Annotated in this window: 16 protein-coding genes; 10 read left to right on the top strand and 6 right to left on the bottom strand. The window is 68.7% G+C overall.

Features of this window, described 5'->3' with window-relative positions; translation table 11 throughout:
- The first annotated feature begins 184 nt into the window (after window positions 1-184).
- Entirely contained in the window at window positions 185-1,480 is a 1,296-nt protein-coding gene (locus J2852_RS03125; RefSeq protein WP_209870827.1) for a pentapeptide repeat-containing protein, read from the top strand.
- On the opposite strand, the gene J2852_RS03120 is transcribed toward J2852_RS03125, so the two are convergent.
- Window positions 1,455-1,664, bottom strand: coding sequence for a DUF1674 domain-containing protein (locus tag J2852_RS03120; protein WP_209870824.1), 210 nt, complete (start codon window positions 1,662-1,664; stop codon window positions 1,455-1,457). The genes J2852_RS03125 and J2852_RS03120 overlap by 26 nt on opposite strands.
- A 127-nt stretch (window positions 1,665-1,791) precedes the next feature.
- Between J2852_RS03120 and htpX the strand changes: the two genes are divergently transcribed.
- The 6 genes from htpX to purH all read left to right on the top strand — a co-directional run bounded on the left by htpX (window position 1,792) and on the right by purH (window position 9,530).
- Window positions 1,792-2,682 carry a zinc metalloprotease HtpX gene (gene htpX, locus J2852_RS03115; protein ID WP_209870820.1) on the top strand — a complete coding sequence of 297 codons (891 nt, stop codon included), beginning with the start codon at window positions 1,792-1,794 and terminating at the stop codon, window positions 2,680-2,682.
- Window positions 2,683-2,766: 84 nt separating this feature from the next.
- Window positions 2,767-3,699 (top strand): DHH family phosphoesterase, encoded by a 933-nt coding sequence (locus tag J2852_RS03110; RefSeq protein WP_209870817.1) that lies wholly within the window; start codon window positions 2,767-2,769, stop codon window positions 3,697-3,699.
- 59 nt (window positions 3,700-3,758) lie between these two features.
- Window positions 3,759-4,502 carry an apolipoprotein L family protein gene (locus J2852_RS03105; protein ID WP_246499280.1) on the top strand — a complete coding sequence of 248 codons (744 nt, stop codon included), beginning with the start codon at window positions 3,759-3,761 and terminating at the stop codon, window positions 4,500-4,502.
- Window positions 4,503-4,569: 67 nt separating this feature from the next.
- On the top strand, window positions 4,570-5,865 hold the full coding sequence (locus tag J2852_RS03100) for an RsmB/NOP family class I SAM-dependent RNA methyltransferase (RefSeq protein ID WP_209872044.1): 1,296 nt from the start codon (window positions 4,570-4,572) through the stop codon (window positions 5,863-5,865).
- 124 nt (window positions 5,866-5,989) lie between these two features.
- Window positions 5,990-7,660 (top strand): heparinase II/III family protein, encoded by a 1,671-nt coding sequence (locus J2852_RS03095; protein WP_209870814.1) that lies wholly within the window; start codon window positions 5,990-5,992, stop codon window positions 7,658-7,660.
- A 265-nt stretch (window positions 7,661-7,925) separates the two neighbouring features.
- The gene (gene purH / locus J2852_RS03090; RefSeq protein WP_209870811.1) at window positions 7,926-9,530 is read left to right on the top strand and encodes a bifunctional phosphoribosylaminoimidazolecarboxamide formyltransferase/IMP cyclohydrolase; all 1,605 of its coding nucleotides are present in this window, start codon (window positions 7,926-7,928) and stop codon (window positions 9,528-9,530) included.
- Window positions 9,531-9,594: 64 nt separating this feature from the next.
- Here purH and J2852_RS03085 read toward each other — a convergent pair whose 3' ends face one another.
- The 3 genes from J2852_RS03085 to J2852_RS03075 all read right to left on the bottom strand — a co-directional run bounded on the left by J2852_RS03085 (window position 9,595) and on the right by J2852_RS03075 (window position 12,888).
- Window positions 9,595-9,849 (bottom strand): hypothetical protein, encoded by a 255-nt coding sequence (locus J2852_RS03085; RefSeq protein WP_209870808.1) that lies wholly within the window; start codon window positions 9,847-9,849, stop codon window positions 9,595-9,597.
- 79 nt (window positions 9,850-9,928) lie between these two features.
- A complete protein-coding gene (locus tag J2852_RS03080) occupies window positions 9,929-11,257 on the bottom strand; it encodes an MFS transporter (RefSeq protein ID WP_209870805.1) in 1,329 nt (442 codons plus the stop codon).
- Window positions 11,254-12,888: a tetratricopeptide repeat protein gene (locus J2852_RS03075; RefSeq protein ID WP_209870802.1), complete on the bottom strand. Its 1,635-nt coding sequence runs from the start codon at window positions 12,886-12,888 to the stop codon at window positions 11,254-11,256. Before J2852_RS03075 ends, J2852_RS03080 begins: the two co-directional genes overlap by 4 nt.
- 211 nt (window positions 12,889-13,099) lie before the next feature.
- On the opposite strand from J2852_RS03075, the gene J2852_RS03070 reads away from it, so the two are divergent.
- Window positions 13,100-14,665, top strand: a complete 1,566-nt coding sequence (locus tag J2852_RS03070; protein ID WP_209870800.1) for an adenosine deaminase family protein — start codon at window positions 13,100-13,102, stop codon at window positions 14,663-14,665.
- Window positions 14,666-14,792: 127 nt separating this feature from the next.
- Here J2852_RS03070 and J2852_RS03065 read toward each other — a convergent pair whose 3' ends face one another.
- Window positions 14,793-19,637, bottom strand: a complete 4,845-nt coding sequence (locus J2852_RS03065) for an NAD-glutamate dehydrogenase (RefSeq protein WP_209870797.1) — start codon at window positions 19,635-19,637, stop codon at window positions 14,793-14,795.
- A 206-nt stretch (window positions 19,638-19,843) separates the two neighbouring features.
- Between J2852_RS03065 and J2852_RS03060 the strand changes: the two genes are divergently transcribed.
- Together J2852_RS03060 and J2852_RS03055 are read left to right on the top strand one after the other, a co-directional pair.
- Window positions 19,844-21,922, top strand: a complete 2,079-nt coding sequence (locus J2852_RS03060) for a PAS domain-containing hybrid sensor histidine kinase/response regulator (protein ID WP_209870794.1) — start codon at window positions 19,844-19,846, stop codon at window positions 21,920-21,922.
- Window positions 21,923-22,143: 221 nt separating this feature from the next.
- Window positions 22,144-23,115 (top strand): tripartite tricarboxylate transporter substrate binding protein, encoded by a 972-nt coding sequence (locus J2852_RS03055; RefSeq protein ID WP_209870791.1) that lies wholly within the window; start codon window positions 22,144-22,146, stop codon window positions 23,113-23,115.
- 109 nt (window positions 23,116-23,224) lie between these two features.
- On the opposite strand, the gene J2852_RS03050 is transcribed toward J2852_RS03055, so the two are convergent.
- Window positions 23,225-24,922 carry a methyl-accepting chemotaxis protein gene (locus J2852_RS03050; protein ID WP_209870788.1) on the bottom strand — a complete coding sequence of 566 codons (1,698 nt, stop codon included), beginning with the start codon at window positions 24,920-24,922 and terminating at the stop codon, window positions 23,225-23,227.
- Window positions 24,923-25,164 lie beyond the last annotated feature (242 nt).

The following is a 25,164-nucleotide window of genomic DNA, read 5'->3' as shown; positions in this document are numbered from 1 at the left end:
AATTTATCGGTCCACTGTCGTGGCGCATGGTGCCGTTGCGATCATGCCCGAGCTCAGAAACCTGCGTTCCACGCTATACGACCGCCTTGCGGTGCTTTGCCGGTTGAACGGCACCGAACCATGTGCACTATAACGTTTGGCAGAGGCGTCTTCCGGAAAAGGCGCCGGCGTGCTGGATATGGCGATGAACACGCGCAAGGTTCAGACGAGCGACGGCACGATCGGTTCCAGCGAACTGATGATTGCCCTCAACGATCACAAGCTCTTTCTGAAGGGCAAGCCCAACGGGCGCCTGTTCACGGCCAAGGGCGTCTCCTTCGCCGGACGAAACCTGTCCGAACAGGTGCTGGTGGGGGCGGTGATGGCGGGCGCCGATTTCAGCCACGCCCGGCTGATGCGGACCAGCTTTCAGGGAGCCGACCTGTTCGGGGCCAACCTCGCCTCCGCCGACCTGACGGGGAGCTGCCTGCGTCAGGCCGACCTGCGCGGGGCGAACATGATGAAGGCGACCTTGCGCGGTGCCGACTTCCGCAAGGCCGACCTGCGGCCGGGCCAGCTGATGTTCTGGGTCGGCAAGGGACAGCGCGCCCTGGACAAGCCGGTCAATCTCAGCGGCGCGGATTTGCAGGACGCTGATCTGCGGGGTGCGGATCTGACCGGGGTCAACCTGTCCAAGGCGGTTTTGCGCGGCGCCAACCTGTCCGAGGCGAAGCTGTTCAGCGCCAACCTGTCCGGCGCCGATCTGTCGGGGGCGGACTTCACCGACGCCAAGATGAAGCACGCGCTGTTGAATAACGCGACGGTGGAAGGGGCCCATTTCCGCTACGCCGACCTGCGCCACTGCGAGCTGCGCAACGTGCCCCTCGGCGCGGCGGATTTCGACGGCGCGCAGCTCTACGACGCCGTGGCCCGCCGCAGCGGCGCGCAATTGCCGCCGGACGTGGAACAGCGGCTGGCCGACCATGTGCAATGGATCAACAGCAACGGCCAGGGTGGGCGGCGCTTCGAACTGGCCAGCGCCCGCTTCGACGGGATCGACTTCGAGGGCTGCGACCTGCGCGGGGCGGTGCTGAAGGGCTGCTCGCTGGCCGGAGCGTCCTTCCGGCAATGCGTGCTGCAAATGGCCGACCTGTCCGGCTGCAACCTGCGCGGCGCCTGCCTGGACGGCGCGGACCTGTCGGGGGCTTGCTTGCGCGGGGCCGACCTGACCAACGCGCGGCTGCTGTCGGCGGTGCTGCGGCCCATCGAACTGCTGGACGCGCAAGGCCGGGCCACGGGGCGGCGCTGGCCCTGCGACCTGCGCGACGCCGTGCTGTCGGGCGCGGACCTGCGCGGGGCCGACCTGGACGATGCGCGGCTGGACGGGGCGACGCTGGAGCAGACCAATCTGGCGAGCGCCAGGATGGCCCGCCTGCCGGCGCCCTGTGCCCCGTGCGCTCCCTGTGCCCCGGCGATCAGAAGTCCGAGCAGCGGCCCTTGAACTCCCAGTCGCCGTAGCGGGTCGGCTCCGGCCCCTTCGGACCGCCGATCTCGCCCGGCTTCTGCTCCGGTCCCTTGATGGCGGTGTCGGTTTCGCCCTGTACGGAATCGACGGGCGCCGGATCGATGGGCGCCGTTCCGGTGGCGGGCGGGGTGGTGTCGGTGGTGGGTGTCTTGTCAGTCATGGCCGTCATATGGGATGGCTGCGGCGGCAAACCATCTTGAACGCCGCCTTCGCCAAGGCCCATATCACCACCGATGCGCGGCGGGAAGCCCCATCGGCGTACTTCGTTGAGACAAGCAAGACCGACCATGACCAGCTACGTGAAGACCACCGTCCTCCTTGCCGGCCTGACGGCCCTGTTCATGGGCATCGGCTATCTGATCGGCGGCAAGGGCGGCATGATGATCGCGTTCATCATGGCGCTCGGCATGAACCTGTTCAGCTATTGGAACTCCGGCGACATGGTGCTGTCCATGTACGGCGCGCGGGAGGTGGACGGCTATTCGGCGCCGGAATTCTACGGCATCGTCGCCCGTCTGGCGGAGCGCGCCGGCCTGCCCATGCCGCGCGTCTACATCATCGAGAACGACCAGCCCAACGCCTTCGCCACCGGCCGCGACCCGGACCACGCGGCGGTCGCCGCCACTACCGGCCTTCTGCGCATGCTGAGCCCGGAGGAGATCGCCGGCGTCATGGCGCATGAGCTGGCGCATGTGAAGAACCGCGACACGTTGATCATGACCATCACCGCGACCATCGCCGGCGCGATCTCCATGATCGCCAACTTCGGCATGTTCTTCGGCGCGTCGCATTCGAACAATGAGGAAGGGCAGGGCGGCAGCCCGCTGGGCATGATCGGCGGCATCCTCGTGGCGATCCTGGCGCCTTTCGCCGCGATGGTCGTGCAGATGGCCATCAGCCGCACCCGCGAGTACGAGGCCGACCGCATCGGCGCCGAGATCTGCGGCCGTCCGCTGTGGCTGGCCGACGCGCTGACCAACATCCACAACTACGCCCACCAGATCCCCAACCATCAGGCGGAGGCCAACCCGGCGACCGCCCACCTGTTCATCGCCAACCCGCTGCACGGGCGCAGCTTTGACAGCCTGTTCTCCACGCACCCGGCGATGGAGGAACGGGTTCGCCGCCTGCACGAAATGGCCGGCGTGGCCACCATGTCGCGAGGGCCGTGGGGCTGAGTAGGGCCGGATAAGGATTGCGTGGAATAGGTGGTCCGACTACCCTCCGGTTGCCGTAAACAGCGGGGCAACACGGGGGAACGCATGTCCGAAGTCACGAAGTACCGTCTCGTCACCCGGTCCGATTTCGACGGGCTGGTCTGCGCCGTGCTCCTGAAGGAGCTGGGCATCCTAGACGAGATCAAGTTCGTGCATCCCAAGGACATGCAGGACGGCAAGGTCGAGATCACCGATCGCGACATCACCACCAACCTGCCCTACGTGCCCGGCGCGCATCTGGTCTTCGACCATCACCTGTCTGAGACCATCCGCGTCGGCGGGCAGACCAACCACGTCATCGACGCTTCCGCCCCGTCGGCCGCGCGGGTCGTCTACAATTATTACGGCGGGAAGGAACGCTTCCCGACCATCTCCGACGAGATGATGGCGGCGGTCGATCAGGCCGACTCCGCGCAGTATTCGGCGGGCGACATCCTGGCGCCGAAGGGTTGGGCGCTGCTGAACTTCATCATGGACGCGCGCACCGGGCTGGGCCGATTCCGCGATTTCCGGATCTCCAACTACCAGCTGATGATGGAGCTGATCGACCACTGCCGGACACTCACCATCGAGGAGATCCTGGCCCTTCCCGACGTGAAGGAGCGCGTGGGCCTCTATTTCGAGCATGAGGCGAAGTTCTCGGACCAGCTGGCGCGCTGCTCCAAGGTCCACGGCAACGTGGTGGTCATCGACCTGCGCAAGGAAGAAACGATCTACGCCGGCAACCGCTTCATGATCTACGCCATGTACCCGGAGATCAACGTGTCGATCCACGTCCTCTGGGGCTTGAAGCAGCAGAACACCGTGCTGGCCTGCGGCAAGTCGATCATCAACCGCAGCTCCAAAACCGACATCGGCCCGCTGATGCTGGAATATGGCGGCGGCGGCCATCAGGCGGCCGGCACCTGCCAGGTGGACAACGATCAGGCGGACGCCGTTCTGGAAACCATCATCGGCCGCATGCGGGCCGACGGCTGAAATCCTTGGCCGTTTATGGTTTATCCGGGGGCGAAGAAGCCCCTCCGTGTGGATCAGGTATGTGGTTTAAGTCGTTGCTGGGCGGCCGGCGGCGCGGTGTTCGACCCGCCGCCGTCGCGCCCACACCCGTTTCCCTGTTCGAGGCCGTGTGGCTGACCGCCCCGGCGGATGATGACATTCTCGCCCGCATCGACGCGGTGGAGCGCCGGGCGGACGAGGCGCTCGCCCGCTTCCGTGACGAGGCCGCGCGCCAGACCATCGACGCTCTGCTGGCCCTGGAGACCCGCGACATCCCCCGGAGCGCCGCCGCCGCCGACCAGGCGGTGGAGCGTTTCATGCTGGACGTGGGCTTCCGCAAGCGCGACCTGATGCCCCGCTTCCACGAACTGGCCGACCATGTCCGGCGCGTCCATCGGGACGCCCTGGTGATCTGTCGCGACCGGCGTTGGGAGTTGATGGTCGAACGGGCGCTGAGCGACCCCGGCGGGCCGTCCAGCCCGATCCACGGCAACGGCACCCGCTACGTCAAAAGTGACCGCTACGATGACCGCGCGGCGCGCAACCTGCCGCCCGACGACCGCGTGCGCGCCGACCGCGCGCTGAAGCGGCTGGGTGAGGACCCAACGCCGCCGGAACTCGACCTGTGCCCCATGGAAGAGCAAAGAGGCCTCCTCTGGACCATGAAGGCCGGCGGCGCCAACCGCTTCATCCTGCGGCGCGGGGAGCATCGGGAGACGCCTTGCTTCTTCGTGGAGGACGTCGGTCCGTACCCCAATTACGACGGTTGGGCCGCGCGGCGTTAGCATCCCCAACACGCGCTCCCAACACCCGCCCTCGACACTGGGCGCCATGCGCGCTACATCCAGCGGCATGACCGAAGCCACCCTCGCCGCGCGCGCCGCCGCGCTCGATCTGCTGCGCGATGTTCTGCGCAAGTCCATCCCCTTCGACGACGCGTTCGACGCGCACCCGGAGCTGCGCGGGCTCGACCCGCGCGACCGTGGCTTCGTCCGCCTGCTGGTCGCCACGGTGCTGCGCCGGCTCGGCCAGATCGACGAGCTGGTCCAGGGCAGCCTCGCCAAGCCCGGCCTGCCCAAGGCCACCGTGCACGACATCCTGCGCCTGGGCACCGCCCAGCTCGTCTTCCTCGGCACGCCCGCCCACGCCGCCGTGGACACGGCGGTGGAGCTGGCCGCCGCGCGCGGGGCGGAACCCTACAAGGGCCTGATCAACGCCGTCCTGCGCCGCATCGGGCGCGAGGGGGCGGCCCTGGCCGTCAGGCAGGACGCCGGGCGGCTGAACACGCCGGACTGGCTGTGGTTGGCGTGGCGGCAGGCCTACGGCACCGGCCGCACCCGCGCCATCGTCGAGGCGCACCTGCACGAAGCCCCGCTGGACATCACCGTCAGGCGCGACCCTGGCGCCTGGGCGGAACGGCTGGAAGCCACGCTGCTGCCGACCGGATCCTTGCGCCGCCCGACCGGCGGCAACATCACCGAACTGCCGGGCTTCGCCGAGGGCGAGTGGTGGGTGCAGGATCTCGCCGCCTCCCTGCCGGCGAAGCTGTTCGGCGATCTGGCGGGCAAGCGCGTCTACGACCTGTGCGCCGCCCCCGGCGGCAAGACCGCGCAGCTGGTCGCCATGGGCGCCACGGTGACCGCCGTGGACCGCTCGGCCAAGCGGCTGGAGCGGGTGCACGAGAACCTCGCCCGCCTGAAGCTGACCGCCGAGACCCTGACCGCCGACGTGGCGACCTGGAATCCGGGGGAGCCCGCCGACGCCATCCTGCTGGACGCGCCCTGCTCGGCCACCGGCGCCATCCGCCGCCATCCGGACATCCTGCGCGTCAAGACGCCGGAGGACATCGCCAAGCTGGCCAAGGCGCAGAACCGCCTGCTGGCCCACGCGGTCGATCTGGTGCGGCCGGGCGGCACGCTGATCTACTGCACCTGCTCCATCCAGCCGGAGGAGGGCGAGGCGCAGATCGACCGCATCCTGGAGCGCGACCCCCGCGTCGAGCGCCTGCCCATCGAGCCCGGCGAGCTGGAAGGCATGGCCGAGCTGATCAACGACCGGGGCGAGGTGCGTTCCCTGCCCGGCATGCTGCCGGAGCTTGGCGGCATCGACGGCTTCTTTGTGGCAAGGCTGAGACGGTCTCCCGAATAGTTCGCCGCCTCCTTGCGGTAACTGCGGCGAATTTGGTACCACACACGGATGCCCTTCCCCGTCCGCCGCATGAACCTGACCGCTCATCGGACCGGCTCCCCCCTTCGCGAGACGAGGTGAGCCGATGTCCGGCGCGCGCGACACATTCGGCCGGCTGCGGGAGGGCGTCGCCCAGATCGCCTTCGGCAACCCGATCTACAAGCTGACGCTGGGCGGCCGCGCGCCGACCGCGCTGGCCGTCGTGCCGCCCGACCCCTGGCCGGGCGACGCCACCGAAGGCTCGGCCCTGCTGGCGGGCGTGATGCGCTTCGCCGGCCACACCGTCACCATCGACCCGAACGGGGAGCCGCACTGGCGCGCCGGCAACCCCGGCTGGCTGGATGCTCTGCACGGCTTCGCCTGGATGCGCGACCTGCGCGCGGTCGGCGGCGACGCGGCGCGGCGGCGCGCCCGCGCTCTGGTGCTCTCCTGGCTCGACCACAACGCCGGCTGGAATTCCCAGACCTGGGCGCCGGAGGTGCTGGGCGCGCGCGTCGCCAACTGGATCGGCCTGCACGACTTCTACTGCGCCTCGGCCGATGACGAGTTCCGCGCCCGCGTCTTCGACAGCCTCGCCCGGCAGCTCCGCCACCTGACCCGCGTCGTGCCCGGCGCCCTGGACGGGGAATCGCTGGTCACCGCCGCCAAGGGCCTCGTCTACGGCGGTTACTGCCTGCCCGAGTCGGAAAAGATCGGCAGCGACGCCCTGCGCCTGCTGGAGCGCGAGCTGCCGCGCCAGATCCTGCCGGACGGCGGCCATGTGGAGCGCAGCCCGTCCGTGCAGCTGCGCATCCTGCGCGACCTGATCGACGTGCGCGCCGTGCTGCGCGTGGCCCGCGCCGACGTGCCGGAGTCGCTGCAGCACGCCATCGACCGCATGACGCCGGCGCTGCGCTTCTTCCGCCACGGCGACGGCGGGCTGGCCCTGTTCAACGGCAGCCGCGAGGAGGAGCCGGCGCTGGTGGACACCGTGCTGGCCCAGGCCGATGCGCGCGGCCGTCCGCTGAAGAGCGCGCCGCACACCGGCTTCGAACGGCTGATCGCCGGCCGCACCATGGTCCTGATGGACACCGGCGTGCCGCCGCTGCCGGGCCTCGACGCCGCCGCCCACGCCGGCACCCTGTCGGTGGAGGTCTCCATCGGCAAGGAACGGCTGATCGTCAATTGCGGCAGCCATCCGGTGAAGACCGGCGTCTGGCGCTCGGCGCTGGCCGGCACGGCGGCGCATTCCACCGTCGTGATGGCCGAGACCAACTCGTCCGAAGTGTTCGAGGCCGGCGGGCTCGGTCGCCGCCCGGCCCACGTCGGCTGCGAGCGGCAGGAGGCCGACGGCGCCGTCCTGGTCGTCGCCACGCACAACGGCTACAGCCGCAACTTCGGCTATCTGCACCGCCGCCGCGTCTACCTGGCTGAGAACGGCGAGGATCTGCGCGGCGAGGACACGCTGGAGCCGGTGATCGGCGCGACGCCGCAGCCGCAGCCCTTCACCATCCGCTTTCACCTGCACCCGTCCGTGCAGGCCTTGCCGACCCAGGATCCCTCCCAGGTGCAGCTGCGTCTGCCGAGCGGGGCGGTCTGGCGCCTGCGCGTGTCGGGCGGCACGGTCGAACTGTCCGAGAGCATCTATCTGGGCAGCGGCGACGAGCCGCGCCGCACCACCCAGATCGCGATCGCCGGCCAAGCCGGTGCCGGGCATGGCGGATCTGAGGCGATCACGGTCAAATGGGCCTTGCGCCGCGAGCGCAAGGGGGCGTAAATCGCGCGCATCCGCGACGGTCGAGCCGTTGGGACACGGATCAACACGGATTTCGCACGGATGAACACGGATTAAAAGTCATCTGTGTTTATCTGTGTTTATCGGTGTCAAATCCCCGTTTTGCGCGGCAGGATGTGTGACACAGATGGACACAGATAAACACAGATAAAAAGTTATCCGTGCTCATCCGTGTTTTTCATCCCTGTACATCCGTGTCTCTCCTTGATCCGCCGCAACCGGTTCAATGACAGACCAGGATGCCCCGATGAGCCCGCCGAAGACCGCCCATTCGCCCGCCCCCGATCAGGTCCGCATCACCCGCGCGCTGATTTCCGTCTCCGACAAGACGGGCCTCGTCGCGCTCGGCCAGGCGCTGGCGGCCAAGGGGGTGGAGATCCTGTCCACCGGCGGTTCGGCGCAGCGTCTGGCCGAGGCCGGCGTCCCGGTGAAGGAGGTCTCCGACCACACCGGCTTCCCGGAGATCATGGACGGCCGCGTCAAGACGCTGCACCCGCGCGTGCACGGCGGCATCCTGGCCCGCCGCGACATCCACGCGGACGCCATGGCGGCCCACGACATCCCGGCCATCGACCTCGTCGTCGTGAACCTCTACCCGTTCGAGGCGACCGTCGCCAAGGGCGCGTCCTACGACGATTGCGTGGAGAACATCGACATCGGCGGCCCGGCGATGATCCGTGCCGCCGCCAAGAACCACGACTTCGTCACCGTGGTCACCGACCCGGAAGACTATGAGGCGGTTCTGGACGAGCTGGCGACCCACGACGGCGCCACCACGCTGACGCTGCGCCGTACGCTTGCCCAGCGCGCGTACGCGCGTACGGCCGCGTACGACGCCGCCATCTCCGGCTGGCTGGCCGGCCAGCTGGGCGAGACCTTCCCGCCGCGCACCACCCTGTCGGGCAAGCTCAGCCAGACGCTGCGCTACGGCGAGAACCCGCACCAGCAGGCGGCCTTCTACGTGACCGGCGAGCAGCGTCCGGGCGTCGCCACCGCCATCCAGCTCCAGGGCAAGGAGCTGTCCTACAACAACCTGAACGACACCGACGCCGCCTTCGAGCTGGCCGCCGAGTTCGAGCGCCCGGCCGTCGCCATCATCAAGCACGCCAACCCCTGCGGCGTCGCGGAAGGCGACAACATCCTGGACGCGTACAAGGCCGCGCTGCTGTGCGACCCGGTCAGCGCCTTCGGCGGCATCATCGCCGTCAACCGTCCGCTGGACGCCGCCACGGCCGAGGAAATCTCCAAGCTGTTCGCCGAGGTGGTGATCGCGCCGGACGCCGACGACGCGGCCCGCGCCCTGCTGGCCACCAAGAAGAACCTGCGCGTTCTGCTGACCAAGGACGTGCCGAACCCGGCCGAGCCGGGCATGATGGTGAAGCAGCTGTCGGGCGGCTTCCTCCTTCAGAACCGCGACAACGGCCGCATCACCCCGGCCGACCTGAAGGTCGTCACCAAGCGCGCGCCGACGGAGCAGGAACTGGCCGACCTGCTGTTCGCCTTCCGCGTCGCCAAGCACGTGAAGTCGAACGCCATCGTCTACGCCAAGAATGGTGCGACGGTCGGTGTGGGGGCCGGTCAGATGAGCCGCGTGGACAGCGCGCGCATCGCCGCCATCAAGTCGGGTGAGGCCGCCAAGGCCGCCGGCCTGTCGGAGCCGCTGACCAAGGGCTCGGTCGTCGCCTCCGACGCCTTCTTCCCCTTCGCGGACGGTCTGCTGGCCGCCGCCGAGGCCGGCGTGACCGCCGTGATCCAGCCGGGCGGCTCGATCCGCGACAACGAGGTCATCGCCGCGGCCGACGAGAAGGGCCTCGCCATGGTCCTGACGGGCATGCGCCACTTCCGGCACTGAAAACGGCACTGAAAAGGCTACGGAAAAGCCCCTCTCCCGCCGCGCGCGGGGGAGGGGTTTTTCTTTACCCCCGCCGCACGCCGAGCATGCGGGCCATCATGCCGGCGAGGCTGGCGTGACGGTGATGGGCAACCTCCGCCTCTTCGGACCGCTCCCCGCCCGGCTCCTCGGGCTGGAGGCGGCCGGTCGCGACCATCGCCAGCAGCAGCGCCGGATGCGCGGCCGGCCGGTGGTCGTCGGCGGCGGTTTCGGCGCGCGAATCGCTCGCCAAAGCCTCGTTGATGTGGGCGAAGGCCTCGATGTCCTTGATGTGCAGCATATCCGTTCCGCCCCCAGCCGGGACTGTTGTGCGTCGCAGCAAAAAGGAAGGTAGCAGCTTCGGCCGGATGAATCAGCCTTCAGGCGGCGGCGGACTGTCGCACGTGCCCGTCACGCCCGGGGGCCGGTTCCCGAACCAGCAGCATAAGCCCAAAACCGATCACGAAAAAAGCCACAACGGTGGCCATGCCCGCGCGTTGGCTGGCAAAGGCTTCGGTGGCGAGCCCCAGCGCCAGCGGACCGAAGAATCCGACCACCCGGCCGGTCAGGCTGTAAAGCCCGAACATCTCCGTTTCCATATGCGGCGGCGACAGGCGCGCCATCAGCGACCGCCCCGACGCCTGCGCCGGCCCGAAGCAGGCGCCGAGGCCCAGCGCCAGTACCCAGAACCACTCCTTCTCCGTCACCAGCAGCAGCGGCACGCCGCAGGCGGTCAGCCCGGCGAGGCTGAGAAGGATGGTCGGCTTGGCCCCGATCCGGTCGTCCAGCCACGCGCAGACGATGGCGCCGACGCCGGCGACCACGTTCAGGGCGATGGCGAAGACGATGATTTCCTCGAACGTCATGCCGAAGGTGCCGGCCGCGTAGATGCCGCCGAAGGCCGTGATGGTGTTGATGCCGTCGCGGTAGAAGGCACTGGCGATCAGGAAGCGCATGGCCTGCTTGTACCGGCGCGCTTCCACCAGCGTCCGGCGCAGCGTGGACAGCCCCTCGCGCACGGCGGCGCCCAGCGGGCGCCCGGTGGCGGGTTCGTCCGGAACCCACAGGAAGAAGGGCAGGGCGAACAGCGCGTACCACATGGCGACCAGCCACGCGGTGGCGCGGACGTTGGCCTGCTCCGCGGTGCCGACCAGACCGAACAGCGGGTCGGTGGCCTTCACGAAGGCGAACAGCGCGACCAGCAGGCAGGCCAGCCCGCCGAAATAGCCGACGCCCCAGCCCCAGCCGGACACGCGCCCCAGCATGTTGGGCGGGGACACGCTGGGCAGGGTGGCGTTGTAGAAGACGTTGGCGAGTTCGAAGGCCACCGTGCCGACCACCACGCAGACCAGCGCGAACAGGGCGAAGGACGGGTCCGGCTTCGCCCACCACAGGGCGGCGGTGAAGATCACCGTGATCGCGGTGAACAGGGCCAGCCAGGGCTTGCGCCGGCCGACCCGGTCGGCGACGGCGCCCAGCACCGGGCTCAGCACCGCGATGCACAGGCCGGCGACGGTCATCGCGGCGCTCCAGCGGGAGGTGCCGGCGACCGGATCGCCGACCACGCCGCGGGCGAAATAGACGGAGAAGACGAAGGTCGTGATGACCGTGTTGTAGGCCGACATCGCCCAGTCGTAGAGGCACCACGACGTTATGGCGCGGCGGTCGGGGGCGCGGCGGTCGGGCGACGCGGACGCCAACGCCGTCACCCGCCGATGCCGAAGGAGATCTGGTTGTTGTCGTAGCGCGCGACGATGGTCAGGGTGTCACCCGGACGGACGCGGATCGGGCTTTCCAGGAAGGTCATCGCCTGCTTCCAGTGGTTCGTCCGCGACCGGCTGGCCGAGTGGTAGACGACCTCCTCGTCCATGAACAGGTCGAACCAGAAGGCGACGCCGTGGCAGGTGCCCTCGGCGGTGACCTCCACGGCGATCTCGCGCTCGCCTTCCTCCGGCATGTTGCGGGTGAAGTCGAAGTCCAGCGCAGTGAACGGATCCGACAGCGGCGTGTGCGCGTCGGCGGCCAGATCGATCTGCTGGTAGCCGGGCGAGCGGAACACGTCGAAGGTCGACATGTCGAAGCCGTCGATGGTCTGCACCGGGTTGATGCGCGCCAGCTCCGGCGTTTCCACCAGCATGGCGTAGACGGTCGAGGCGCGCGGGATGATGGCGCCGCCCGGCTTCACCAGATGGGTGCGGGCGTGTTGCAGCACCGACAGCATGCGCGGGGCCAGCATGCCGACGTTGATGAGTTCGGAGACGAAGACGTCGGCCTTTTCCGGCAGGTCGCCGTCCGCGCCGACGCTCAGCTGGGTGGACAGCTTCGGCACGACCTTCACGCGGTCGGCGTAGCCGTTGTTGGCGACCGTCTCCTTGGCGACGCGGGCGAGGATCGGGTTGACCTCGCAGGTCACGACCTTCTTCGCGCCGGCGCGCGCCGCCATCATGGCGACGATGCCCGAGCCCGTGCCGATCTCCAGCACCAGCGAGTCGGGCGTCACCGCGCGCTTCAGCGACTCCTCATAGGCCTCGTTGCGCTCGAAGTCGTTGATCATCGGCAGGTGCCAACCGGGGATCGCGTTCGAATAGATCAGCCGCCGCGTGAACTGCACCAGCGGATGGTCCGGCGCCATCTCGCGGGCCTTCTCGATGACCTCCACCGCCTCGGCGGCGCGGTCGAGGCTTTGCAGCACGTGCGCCAAACCGACCTGCGCGGGGATGAAGCGGGACGCCGCCTGCAGAACCTTGCGGAAGGCGATCTCCGCCTCCTCCAAATGGCCGCGCGTGCTGAGCAGTTCGGCGAGGTTGTAGCGGGCGTCGAGATAGTCTGGCGCCAGGTCCAGCGCCTTGCGGAAATGCTTCTCCGCCTCTTCCAGCCGGCCGAGTTCGCGCAGCGTGGTGGCCAGGAAGTTGTGCATCTCCGGCGCGTCGGCGCGGATGTCCAGCGCGGCGCGGAAGGCGGCCTCCGCCTCCTCCGGCCGGCCCAGCGTCTTCAGCGCGTTGCCGAGGTTGCCGTGCAGCTCCGGCAGGCGGTCGTTGATGGCGAGGCCGGCGCGGAACGCCTCCTCCGCCTCCGCCGCGCGGCCGAGCTGGAAAAGCAGGCTGCCGCGGCTGTTGTGGAAGGACGGGTCGTTCCCCACCTCGGCGATGGCCTTGCCGAACAGCACCAGGGCCGAGTCGGGATAGCCGGTGTGCGCGGCGATGAGGCCCAGCAGGTGCAACGCCTGGGCGTTGTGCGGATCGTTGGCCAGCAGCGCGCGGCAGGCCGCTTCCGCCCCTGGAAGGTCGCCCGCCCGGAACAGGCGGATGGCGTCGTTCAGGTTGGGCGGGGTGTCGGTCATCGCGGCGGCTCCGGATCGGCATCAGGCACGGGGTCGCCGCGCACCATAGCGGGAAAGTGCCGTCTTCTACAGACCTAAAGCGGATCGCGGCGTGCCGGGCCGGCGGCACCGTGTGTCCGCAAGTTCCGCAACCGGTGCGCGATGAAATATTGCCGTCCGTGGATTTCCTGTGCATCGTCCGCAAAATTTCGAGCGGTTTTGGAGAATGACGATGGCGGGCGCGCGTTTTGGGATGGTCCCGGCCCTGGCGATCCCAGTCCTGGCAATGGCGTTGCTGACCGGTGGCTGCGCCGGTCTGGCGTCGGTGGGTGAACCGGGCTCCGCCCCGACCTCGGGCAGTGCCGCGCGGCGGCTTGAGGCGGTGCGCAACAGCCCGCCGGAACTGCGCGCCTTCCTCGCCCGCATGCCTAAGGGCGCCGACCTGCACAGCCACCTGTCCGGTGCGGTCTACGCCGAGACCTACATCCGCCTGGGCGCCGAGAAGGGGCTGTGCTTCGACAAGCCGTCGCAGTCGCTGGCCCCGCCGCCGTGCGACGCCAAGGCCGGCAGGCTTCCGATGACGCAGGTGGCAACCGACCGGGAGATGTACCCGAAGGTGATCGGCGCGCTGTCCATGCGCGACAACATCGCGGTCACCGGCTACAGCCAGCACGACCAGTTTTTCGCCACCTTCGGCCGCTTCGGCGCGGCGACCGATTCGACCGGCGACCTGCTGGCCGAGGTGGTGGACCGCGCCGCCCGCCAGGGCGTGCACCATCTGGAACTGATGGTCTCCTTCAACGGCGACGGCGCTTCCGGCATCGGCAAGAACACCCCCTGGACCGATGACCTCCCAGCCATGGCCGACCGGTTGCTGGCCGCCGGCCTCGCCGACCTCGTGCCGGGTGCGCGCCAGAAGATCGACGCCGCCGAGGCGCGGATGCGCGCGCTGCTCGGCTGCGGCACGCTGCAGGCGAAGCCGGGCTGCGCCGTGTCGGTGCGCTATCTTCAGCAGGTCTCCCGCACTGCCCAGCGCGGGCCGGTCTACGCCCAGACGCTCTATTACGGCCTGCTGGCGAAGGCGGAACCGCGCGTCGTCGGCCTCAATTTTGTGGCGCCGGAGGACAATCCGGTGGCGCTGGCCGACTACGACCTGCACATGAGCTTCCTGAACGAGCTGCACCGCCGCATGCCGGACGTGAACGTGGCCCTGCACGCGGGCGAGCTGACGCTGGGCCTCGTCCCGCCGGAGCGGCTGCGCGACCACATCCGCAAGGCGGTGGAGATCGGCCACGCCAAGCGCATCGGCCACGGCGTGGACGTGATGTACGAGGACGACCCGCAGGGCCTGCTGCGCACCATGGCGGCGCGTAAGGTGGCGGTGGAGATTAACCTCACCAGCAACGACGTGATCCTGGGCGTCGCCGGCAACGACCATCCCTACCCGCTCTACCGCGCGGCCGGCGTGCCGACGGTGATCTCCACCGACGACGAGGGCGTCAGCCGCAGCGACCTGACCAACGAGCTTCAGCGCGCCGTGACGACCTACGGCCTCACCTACGCCGATCTGGTCGAACTGGCCCGCGCCAGCTTGGAGCACAGCTTCCTCCCCGGCGCCAGCCTGTGGCGCGACGGACGCTACGGGCGCGCGGTGGAGGCCTGCGCGGGAGCGGTGACCGAGGTTCCGGTGGCGGAATGCGCGGCGTTCCTCGCAGGGAACGAGAAGGCCCGCGTGCAGTGGAAGCTGGAGAATTCGCTGTCGCGGTTCGAGCGCGAGGCGGGGGAGGGGCGGGTGTAATGAAAGCCCTTCTCCCCCTTGGGGAGAAGGGTTGGGATGAGGGGGCGGCCGACAGGCCGGCAAAGTCCTGCGGGCGTCCGCGTTTCCCCCTCACCCTAACCCTCTCCCCAGGGGGGAGAGGGAATAATCACCCCGCCGTTAGGCCCCGCAGCTGCCTATTCGCCACGGCCAGCATGGACAGGTCCACGTTCGGCTGGGTGCGCAGTTCGGACAGAAGCTGCTCGACCCGTTCCACCACCGTGCGGCGGCGGGCGATCCAGCCGTCCACCGGGGCTTCCGCCGGCAGTTCGTCGGCGGCTTCCAGCACGCGGACGGTCAGCGCGGTCTGGTGGGCGAACAGGTCGTCCACCAGGGCGGCGATCGCCTGCTTCTGCCAATGGTTGTCCGCCTTGGCCGTCGCCGCCTTGTCGCGCAGCCATTCCAGCCCGAAGCGCCGGCCCAGCATGAAGTAGACCGCCGCCACCGCCGACACGTCCTGCCCTGTGCGCCCGGCGATGCGGACTAGGTCGGGAGCCGCCGCCAGCACAGGCAGGGCCGCCACCCGGCGGGCGAGGTCGTCCGGCACGCCCTGCTCGGCATAGGCCGCCACGCGGGCCGCCAGCCGCGCCGCCTCCTCCGCGTCGAGGACGTTGTCGAGCCCGCCCATCAACGCCTCGATGCCGGGGCGGAAGGCCTCCGTCTCCTTCGCGATGTCCAGCGGTTGATGGCAACTCGCCAGGAACCAGGCGGTGGCACGCTCCATCAGGCGGACCGCCTCCAGGATCATCGCGGTCTGCAAGGTGGCCGGCACGACGTTGTCGAGATCCTCGATTTCCGTCCACAGGGACCGCAGGCCGAAGGCATCGCGCACGATGGCGTAGGCGCGCGTCACGTCGGCCGGACCCATGCCGGTCTTCTCCATCATCTCCTTGACGAAGGTCGGGCCGGTCCGGTTGACGAGGCTGTTGGTGATGCTGGTCGCGACGATCTCCCGCCGCAGCCGGTGCCGGGCGATGGCGTCGCCGTGGCTCTTGCGCAGCGGTTTGGGGAAGTAGCGGATCAGGTCGTCGGCCATGAACGGGTCGTCCGGCAGGTCGGACGCCAGCAGGTCGTCGTACAGCGTGATCTTGGCGTAGGCGAGCAACACCGCCAGTTCCGGCCGGGTCAGCCCCTCCCGGTTGGCGAGGCGGGCGGACAGTTCCTCCTCGTCCGGCAGATACTCGATGGCGCGGTTCAGGCGTCCGGTCTTCTCCAGCGCGCGGATGAAGCGCGCCTGCGGCTCCAGCAGGTCGGGCCCCTGCGCGCGGGCGACGGTCAGCGCCTGGGTTTGCAGGTAGTTGTCGGAGAGCACCAGCCCCGCCACCTCGTCGGTCATGGCGGCCAGCAGCTGGTCGCGCTGCTTGACGGTCATGTCGCCGCGCGTCACCACGTCGTTCAGCAGGACCTTGATGTTCACCTCGTGGTCGGAGGTGTCCACGCCCGCCGAATTGTCGATGGCGTCGGTGTTCAGCCGGACGCCGTGCAGCGCCGCCTCGATGCGGCCCCGTTGCGTCACGCCCAGGTTGGCGCCCTCGCCGACCACCTTGGCGCGGAGATCGCGGCCGTCCACGCGCAGCGCGTCGTTGGCCTTGTCGCCGGCCTCCGCGTTGGTTTCCTCCGAGGACTTGATGTAGGTGCCGATGCCGCCGAACCACAGCAGGTCCACGTCGGCCTTCAGCAGGGTCTGCATCAGCTCCTGCGGGGTGACGTGGGCCTTGTCGATGCCGAAGCGGCTGCGGATTTCCGGCGTCAGCTCCAGCGACTTGGCCGTGCGGTCGTAGATCCGCCCGCCCGGGGACAGCAGCCCGGCGTCGTAGTCGGCCCAGGAGGAACGCGGCAGATCGAACAGGCGCTTGCGCTCCTCCCAGCTCCGCGCCGCGTCGGGATCGGGGTCCAGGAAGATGTGCCGGTGGTCGAAGGCGGCGAGCAGCCGGATGTGCCGGGACAGCAGCATGCCGTTGCCGAACACGTCGCCGGACATGTCGCCGACGCCGACCGCGGTGAAATCCTGGCTCTGGATGTCGCGGCCCAGTTCGCGGAAGTGGCGCTTGACCGATTCCCAGGCACCACGCGCGGTGATGCCCATCCTCTTGTGGTCGTAACCGGCCGAGCCGCCCGAGGCGAAGGCGTCGCCCAGCCAGAACCCGTAGTCGATGGAAACGGAGTTCGCGATGTCGGAGAAGGTCGCGGTGCCTTTGTCGGCGGCGACCACCAGATAGGGATCATCGCCGTCATGCCGCGCAACATCCTCCGGCGGCACCACAGCGCCCTCAGCGTCGAGGTTGTCGGTGATGTCCAGCAACCCGCGCATCAGCGTCTTGTAGCACTCGATGCCTTCGGCCAACTGCGCCTCGCGCCCCGCGCTGGCTGGCGGCGGGCGCTTGACGACGAAGCCGCCCTTGGAACCCACGGGCACGATGACCGTGTTCTTGACCATCTGCGCCTTCATCAGGCCCAGGATCTCCGTGCGGAAATCCTCGCGGCGGTCGGACCAACGGATGCCGCCGCGCGCCACCTTGCCGCCGCGCAGATGCACGCCCTCCATGCGCGGGCTGTAGACGAAGACCTCGACCATCGGCCGGGGCAGCGGCAGATCCTCGATGTTGCGGCTGTCGATCTTGAAGGAGATGTAGGGTTTCGGCTTGCCGTCCGGTCCCTTCTGGTAGGCGTTGGTGCGCAGCGTGCAGCGGATCAGGTTCAGGAAGCGCCGCAGGATGCGGTCCTCGTCCAGGTTCTTCACGCCGTCCAGCGCACGCTCGATCTCCGCCACATGGCCGGGATCGTTGTGGACGCGCCGCGCCGGGTCGAAGCGGGCGTGGAACAGCGCCATCAGCATGCGGGCGATGCTGGGGTATTCGGCCAGCGTGCTTTCCACCACGTCCTGGCCGTAGGCGATGCGGGCCTGGCGCAGGTATTTGGCGTAGGCACGCAGCACCGTCACCTCCCGCGCGGTCAGCCCGGCGCGCAGGACCAGCCGGTTGAAGCCGTCATCCTCCATCCGGCCGTCCCAGACGGCGGCGAAGGCCTCCTGGAACTTCTCCTTCACCATGGCGCAGTCGATGGGCAGGCCGTTCTGGCTGCGCGCGGTGAAGTCATGGATCCACACCGGCGCCGCGTGGCCGGCCACGGCGACCTCGAAGGGCGATTCGGTGATGACCTTCAGGTCCATGTGCTCCAGCATCGGCAGCACGTCGGACAGCGGGACCGGCCGTCCCTCGTGGTAGATCTTGACGTGAAGCTCGTGTTCCTCCGCCTCCAGCGGGCGGTAGAGGTTGATGCCGAGCCCGCCTTGCGCCATCGCCTTTTCGACGCGCTCGATGTCGTGGACGGCGCTTTCGGCGCTGAACAGCTCGCGGTAGCTGGTTGGGAAGGCGTCGGCGTAGCGGCGCAGCAGGGCGCCGCCCTCCTCCTCGCCGCGCGCCTCGACCAGCGCGTCGCGCAGGTGATCCTCCCAGCCGCGCGACGCCTGGACCAGCCGCGCTTCCACGTCGTTGACATCAACGGCGGGAACATGGCCGGGCTCGGTCCGGATGATGAAGTGCAGCCGCGCCAGCACGCTTTCGGTTAGCTGCGTGGTGAAGCCGGCGCAGGTGCCGTTGAAGGCCGTTTCCAAAATGGACTGGATGCGCCGCCGCAGGTCGGTGTCGTAGCGGTCGCGCGGCACGTAGACGAGGCAGGAGGCGAACCGCTCGAACGGGTCCTTGCGCACGAACAGGGCTAGGCGCTGGCGTTCCTGCAGATGCAGAATGCCGATGGCGATGTCGAACAGCTCCGGCACCTGAATCTGGAACAGCTCGTCGCGCGGGTAGGTGTCCAGGATGTGCAGCAGTGCCTTGCCGTCATGGCCCTGCGGGTCGAAGCCGGCAAGATCCATCACTTCGGCGACCTTGCGGCGCAGGAACGGGATCTCGCGCGGGCTGCGGTTGTAGGCGACGGAGGTGAACAGGCCGGCGACCAGCCGTTCGCCGACGATCCGCCCCTCCGCGTCGAAGCGCTTGATGAGGATGGCGTCCATCGGCACCGAGCGATGCACGGGGGAGCGGCGGTTGCTCTTGGTCACCATCAGAACGCGCGGGTTGCGCAGGAAGTCGCGCACGTCCGGCGGCAGGGTGGCGTAGTTGCGCAGCCCGTCGAACACCGTGACCGAATCGTCGCGCAGAATGCCCAGCCCGCTGTTCGGCACCAGGGACAGCGACGGCTCCGTCCCGTCCCCGCCGCCTTCGAAGCGGTATTCGCGGTATCCCAGGAAGGTGAAGTGGTCCTCGTCCACCCAGGTCAGGAAGGCCTTGGCCTCGTCCACCTCGTCGGACGGCACGGTGGCGCGAGCGGCGTCGGCGTCGTTGACCGCGTCGCGCACCTGACCGCGCATGTCGCGCCAGTCGGCGACGGCGGCGCGCACGTCGGCCAGCACGCGCTCCAGCCCCTCGCGCGCCTGGGTCAGGGCGGCGGCGTCGGTGACCGCGCCGACCTCCACATGCATGAAGGATTCCGGCGTGGCGTCGGTGGGGGCGGCGGCGGCCTCGTACAGCTCGGCCAGCTGGCCGGCCCCGTCGCGCTTCACCCGCACCACCGGGTGGATGACGAGGTGGACGGTCAGGCCCTGGCGGTTCAGCTCCGCCGTCACGGAATCCACGAGGAAGGGCATGTCGTCGTTGACGATCTCCACCACCGTGCGGTGGGACTGCCAGCCGTGCTCCTCGATGCGGGGATTGTAGACGCGGACCTTGGCCCGCTCCGGCGCCTCGCGCTGCTGGCCCCACTGCCACATGGCCAGCGCGGCGCCGTACAGCTGTTCCGCCGGGGCCTGGATGATGTCGTCGGGCGGCACGTTGTCGTAGAACTGCCGCACGAAGCGTTCCGCCGGGGCGGCGCGGCCGCGGCCCAGCCGCTCGCGCACCTGCCGCACGACCTCTTCGGTCAACTCGTCCTTGAGCTGTTCGGCCCTGAGAGCCATCGCCCTATTCCTTCCCTTTATTCGAAGACCTTGGATCTTCTTGTTCTGGGAAGAGGGTAACCGATCCGTGCGCGCTGGCAACTGGCGGTGGGGCATGGCTGTACCTCTGCGGAACTATGCCCTTAGGATGGGTTGTTGGAACAAGCGTTTATGGCCGATTGTTGAGGGTGCCTGCGCTTCCTAGCCGCATTTGAGAGGTTCTCGGGATGGACACCACCATCGCGCTCCTCGCCGTGGCAACCTTGGTCCTGGGCTCGGGAGCCGTGGGATGGCTTCTGCGCGGACGCCGGCAGACCTCCCCGATGGCCGCATCCCCGATAGCCGAGTCCCCAAGGCCCGAATCCCCGGCCCCGGAGCCCGAAACGCCCGCCCACGCCGCCATCCGCGACGACGGGCCGGACGCGGTGACCAAGGCGATTCTCGGCGCCACGGTGGACGGCATCATCATCATGGACTCCGCCGGCATCGTCCGTTCCTTCAATGCGGCGGCCGAGCGCATTTTCGGCTACGCGGCGGCGGAGGTGATCGGCCGCAACGTCAACATGCTGATGCCGGAGCCCTACCGCTCCGCCCACGACGGCTATCTGCGTCATTATATGGCGACCGACGAGGCCCGCATCATCGGCAAGGGCCGCGAGGTGAAGGGCCTGCGCAAGGACGGGCACGTCTTCCCCCTGGATCTCGCGGTGGGCGAGGCGCTGGTGGACGGCGAGCGAGTGTTCACCGGTATCGTCCGCGACATCTCCGTCCGCAAGGAAACGGAAGAGCGCCTGCGCCACAGCGAGGCGAAGAACCGCGCCATCCTGGAAGCGGCGGTGGACGGCATCATCACCATCGACGAACAGGGCCGCATCGAAAGCTTCAACCGCGCCGCCGAACGCATCTTCGGCTACACGGCGGCGGAGGTTCTGGGCCGCAACGTCAGCATGCTGATGCCGCCGCCCTACCGGCAGGCGCACGACGACTACTTGAAGAATTACCTGACGACCGGGCAGGCCCGGATCATCGGCGCCGGGCGCGAGGTGCAGGGCCGCCGCAAGGACGGGCGGACCTTCCCCATGGAACTGGCGGTGGGGGAGGGCTTCCTGGCCGGGAGGCGCATCTTCGCCGGCACCGTCCGCGACATCACCGAGCGCAAGCAGGCCGACGCCGACCTGCGCACCGCCAAGGAGGAGGCGGAGCGCGCCAACATCGCCAAGACCAAGTTCCTGGCAGCGGCCAGCCACGACCTGCGCCAGCCGGTCCAATCCCTCGTCTTCTTCACCTCCGCACTGTCCGCGCAATTGCCGGAGGGCACGGCCCGCACGGTGGTGCGTGACATGGAACTGGCGGTCGATGCGCTGAAGATGCTGCTGGACAGCCTGCTGGACGTGTCGAAGCTCGACGCCGGGGTGGTCACGGTGCGGCCGATGATCTTCAGCATCGACAGCATCCTGGCGACGACGCGGGTCAACTTCACGGCGCTGGCGGCGGCCAAGGGGATCGAGCTGCGCGTGCTGCCGAGCAGCGCCATGGTGCGCACCGACCCGGCGCTGTTCGGGCGCATGGTGCAGAACCTCGTGGACAACGCCGTGCGCTACACCGATCGCGGGCGCATCCTGGTCGGCTGCCGGCGGCGCGGCGACGCCCTGCGGCTGGAGGTGTGGGACACCGGCATGGGCATTCCGGCGGGCCAGACCGAAGAGATCTTCGAGGAGTTCACCCAGATCGGCAACCCCGAGCGGGACCGGGAGAAGGGCCTCGGCCTCGGCCTTGCCATCGTGAAGCGGCTCAGCCGGCTGCTCGGCCACCCGGTCGGGGTGCGGTCGGTGCCGGGGCGCGGGTCGGTGTTCTGGGTCGAGGCGCCGTTCCAGCCCTCCGCGCGCCCGCGCCCGCCGGTGCGGCGGACCGAACTGCCGGTGGGGGACAGCGGCGGCCGCATGATCGTGCTGATCGACGACGAACCGGTGGTGCTGTCCGCGCTGCGGGCTGTGCTCCAGGGCTGGGGGTACGAGGTCCTCGCGGCGGAGTCGGCGGAAGAGGCGGTGCGCCTGCTCGCCTCCCGCGAGCGACCGCCCAACATGATCCTGGCCGACTACCGCCTGCGCGAGGGGCGCACCGGGACCGAGGCGATCCGGGAGCTGTGCGACCTGTACCACCACGCCATCCCCAGCATCATCATCACCGGCGACACCGCCCCCGAACGCATCCGCGAGGCGGAGGCCAGCGGCATCAGCGTTCTGCACAAGCCCGTGACGCCGCCGGTGCTGCTGAGCGCCCTGACGCAAACCATCGGCAGCGCTTAGGCGAAGCGCCTGTCCCTTTTTCCGGAAATACATGCGTAGGGGTGCGAACGGCCTCGCGCCATTGTCGCGCTATGGCACAATCATTTCCATAATACTCTTTTATGGTTGTGCCTTGCCCGCTATCGCATCCGATAAATTGTGATACTCTCCGCCGATCATCAATCGCTGTTGCAGCCTGCCGCACCGCAGGATCGTTTCGGCAGCAAACGGCGGAGTGGACAATGAATGCAAAAAAAATCCTCAGCACCCTCCTGACGTCCTGTGCGTTGCTGCTGGGAGCCTCGGCGGCTCAGGCGGCCTATCCGGAGAAGCCGATCACCATGGTCGTCGCCTACGGCGCCGGTGGATCGACCGACGTGACGGCGCGCATGCTGGCCCCCTACATCGAGAAGTATCTCGGTGGCGGCGCGCGCATCGTGGTGATGAACCGTGGCGGCGCCGGCGGTGAGATCGGCTTCGCGGCCATTGCCGACGCCGCCCCGGACGGCTACACAATCGGCTTCATCAACACGCCCAACGTCATCACGATCCCGATCGAGCGCCAGGCCCGCTTCTCGCTGGACCGCCTCGACGCGCTGGTCAACATCGTGGACGATCCGGGCATCATGACCGTCCACGCGGACAGCCCCTACAAGACGCTGGGCGATCTGGTGGAGCACGCCAAGGCGAACCCGAACACCATCACGGTCGGTTCGACCGGCGTGGGCTCGGACGACCATCTGGGTATGCTGCTGCTGCAAAAGCAGGCCGGCGCGCGCTTCACCCACGTCCCGTTCCCCGGCAGCGCGGAGAACTACCGCTCCATGCTTGGCCGCCACACCCAGGTCTGCGGCCAGAACCTCGGCGAAGGACTGCGCGGCAAGGCCGGCGGCGACGCGGTCCGCATCCTCGGCGTGATGAGCAACGATCGCTGGAGCATGGCGCCGGATCTGCCCACCTTCAAGGAACTGGGCTACGACATCACCATGGTGTCGATGCGCGGCATCGGTGCGCCAAAGGGCCTGCCGGCGGACATCCGCGCCAAGCTGATCGACGCCGTCACCCAGGCCGCCAACGATCCGGAATTCCAGAGCAAGGCGAAGGAAACCTTCCAGCCGCTGCGCATCCTTGGGCCGGACGCCTTCACTGCCGAACTGAAGCAGCTCGACGCCGACTTCCGCGTCCTGTGGCGTGACTTCCCCTGGTTGAAATGATCGGCGCTTTGCAGGCTGGGCCAAGCGCGAGCGCGGTCCGACAGCGCCGGCACGCAAAAAGCCCCTCTCCCGTGGGAGAGGGGCTTTTTGCTGGAAACGCGGGGCTTCCTTACGCCGCTGTGATGCGGGTGATGAAGGCCTCGATCTCGTTGTCGAGCTTGTTGAAGCTGCGCGACAGCTCCTCGGTGGTGTTCTGCACCGAACCGGCGGAATGGCCGGTGGTCTCCGCCGCCTGCTGCACCAGCCGCATTTCCTGCAACACGGCCGCCGTGTCGGTGGCGGCGCGCTGCGAGCGCTCGCTGATGTCGCGGGTCGCGGCGTCCTGCTCCTCCACCGCCGCGGCGACGGTGCTGAGCGATTCGTCCACCTGACGGATCGTGTTGACGATGGCGCGGATGGCGTTGACCGCCGCCGTGGTCGCCGCCTGCACCGCCGCGATCTCGGCGCCGATCTCGTCGGTGGCCTTGGCGGTCTGGTTGGCGAGGCTCTTGACCTCCGACGCCACGACGGCGAAGCCCTTGCCGGCCTCGCCGGCCCGCGCCGCCTCGATGGTCGCGTTCAGCGCCAGCAGGTTGGTCTGCCCGGCGATGTTGTTGATGAGGCCCACCACCTCCTCGATCTTGCGGCTGGCCTCGCTCAGGCCCTGGACGATGCCGTCGGTCCGGCCGGCCTCCTCCACCGCGCCGCGCGCCAGTTGCGTGGACTGGGCGATGGAGCGAGTGATCTCGTCGATGGAGGCGCGCAGCTCTTCCGCACCGGCGGCGACGCTTTCCACTTCGCTCGTCGCCTCCTGCACCGCGTGGGCGACGCTGTCGCTGTGGTGGCTGGTCTGGCGGGCGTTCTCCAGCATGACGTTGGCTTCGCTGCGCATGCTGTCGGCGGAGCGCACCACCTCGCCCATCATCGCCTTGACCGACGCCTCAAGGTCGGCGGCCAGCCTGTTCATGGCGCGGCGCTGTTCCTCCGCGGAGCGGACGTGCATCTGTTCCTGCTCGCGCGCCATCTCCTGCACGCGCAGCGCGTTGTCCTTGAACACGCGGACAGTGCGGGCCATCTGGCCGATCTCGTCGCCGCGCTCCGCGGCGGGAATCTCGCTGTCCAGCCGCCCTTCGGCCAGCCGCTCCATGACCATGGTCAGGCGGACGACCGGGCGCGCGATGTGGAAGCCGATGAAGAGCGCGACGCCGACCGTGATGAGCAGGGCCAGCACGGCGACGGCGATGAAGGCTTGGGTGACGGCGTCCACCGAGGCGTTCACGGTGGCGTAGGCGCTGGCCGACTGTTCGCGCTGATAGGTCAGAAAGTCACGCGACGTGGCGTGCAGGCGCGCGTAGCCCGCTTGGACCTCCTGGAGGAAGTCGAGCGGATCGACGCCCATCTTCAGCAGGTCGAGAAAGCTGCCCACTTTCGCCAGGTAGACGGCCGAGTCGCTGCCGAAGCGTTGAAGCAGCTTTTCCTCGTCCTCGGTGGACGGCTGCTGCCCCTTCAGCTTGTCGGCCTGGCCCTTCAGCTTGCCCAACTGTTCGAGCAGCAGCTTCGACTCGTCCTCGATCGCCTTCGGCGATGCGTTGGCCGTGCTCAGGATGACGGTCCGGTACAGGCCGGCGTGCGCGACGGTCAGGGTGTCGGTCAGCGCCTGGACGTCCACTTCCCGCGTGAAGGAGCGGTTGAACAGCGTGTCCAGCAGGCGCGACTGCTCCGTGATGGCCGAGCCGCCGAGCAGCGCGATGGTCAGCATGCCCAGAATCGCGGTGGCTGCCGGAATCCCCATTTTGGTGGGAATGTGAAGGTGATTGAGAAGGGTCATGGGGCACCTGCTTCAGCCATCGCCCGGTCCGGCGCAGCGGGTCGGGCAACGGAAAGGAAATCTGCCCTGCCACCGGCGGAAACACCGGTGGTGGGCGCTGAAACGCTTGGCCGCTCGGCCGCTCACTTGAGCCAGAGGGTGGTTTGCCGGAGAGGCCGCAGTTCGGCGGCCGGCTTCCAGCGCTCGGTGCTCATCACGCCAACGATGCAATGGTGATGCAGACGTCAACGCCAGATCGATTT

Source organism: Azospirillum soli (genome assembly GCF_017876165.1).
Taxonomy (GTDB): Bacteria; Pseudomonadota; Alphaproteobacteria; order Azospirillales; family Azospirillaceae; genus Azospirillum; species Azospirillum soli.
The sequence above is the reverse complement of the archived record's forward strand: the minus strand, read 5'-3'. Positions and strand labels throughout refer to the sequence as shown.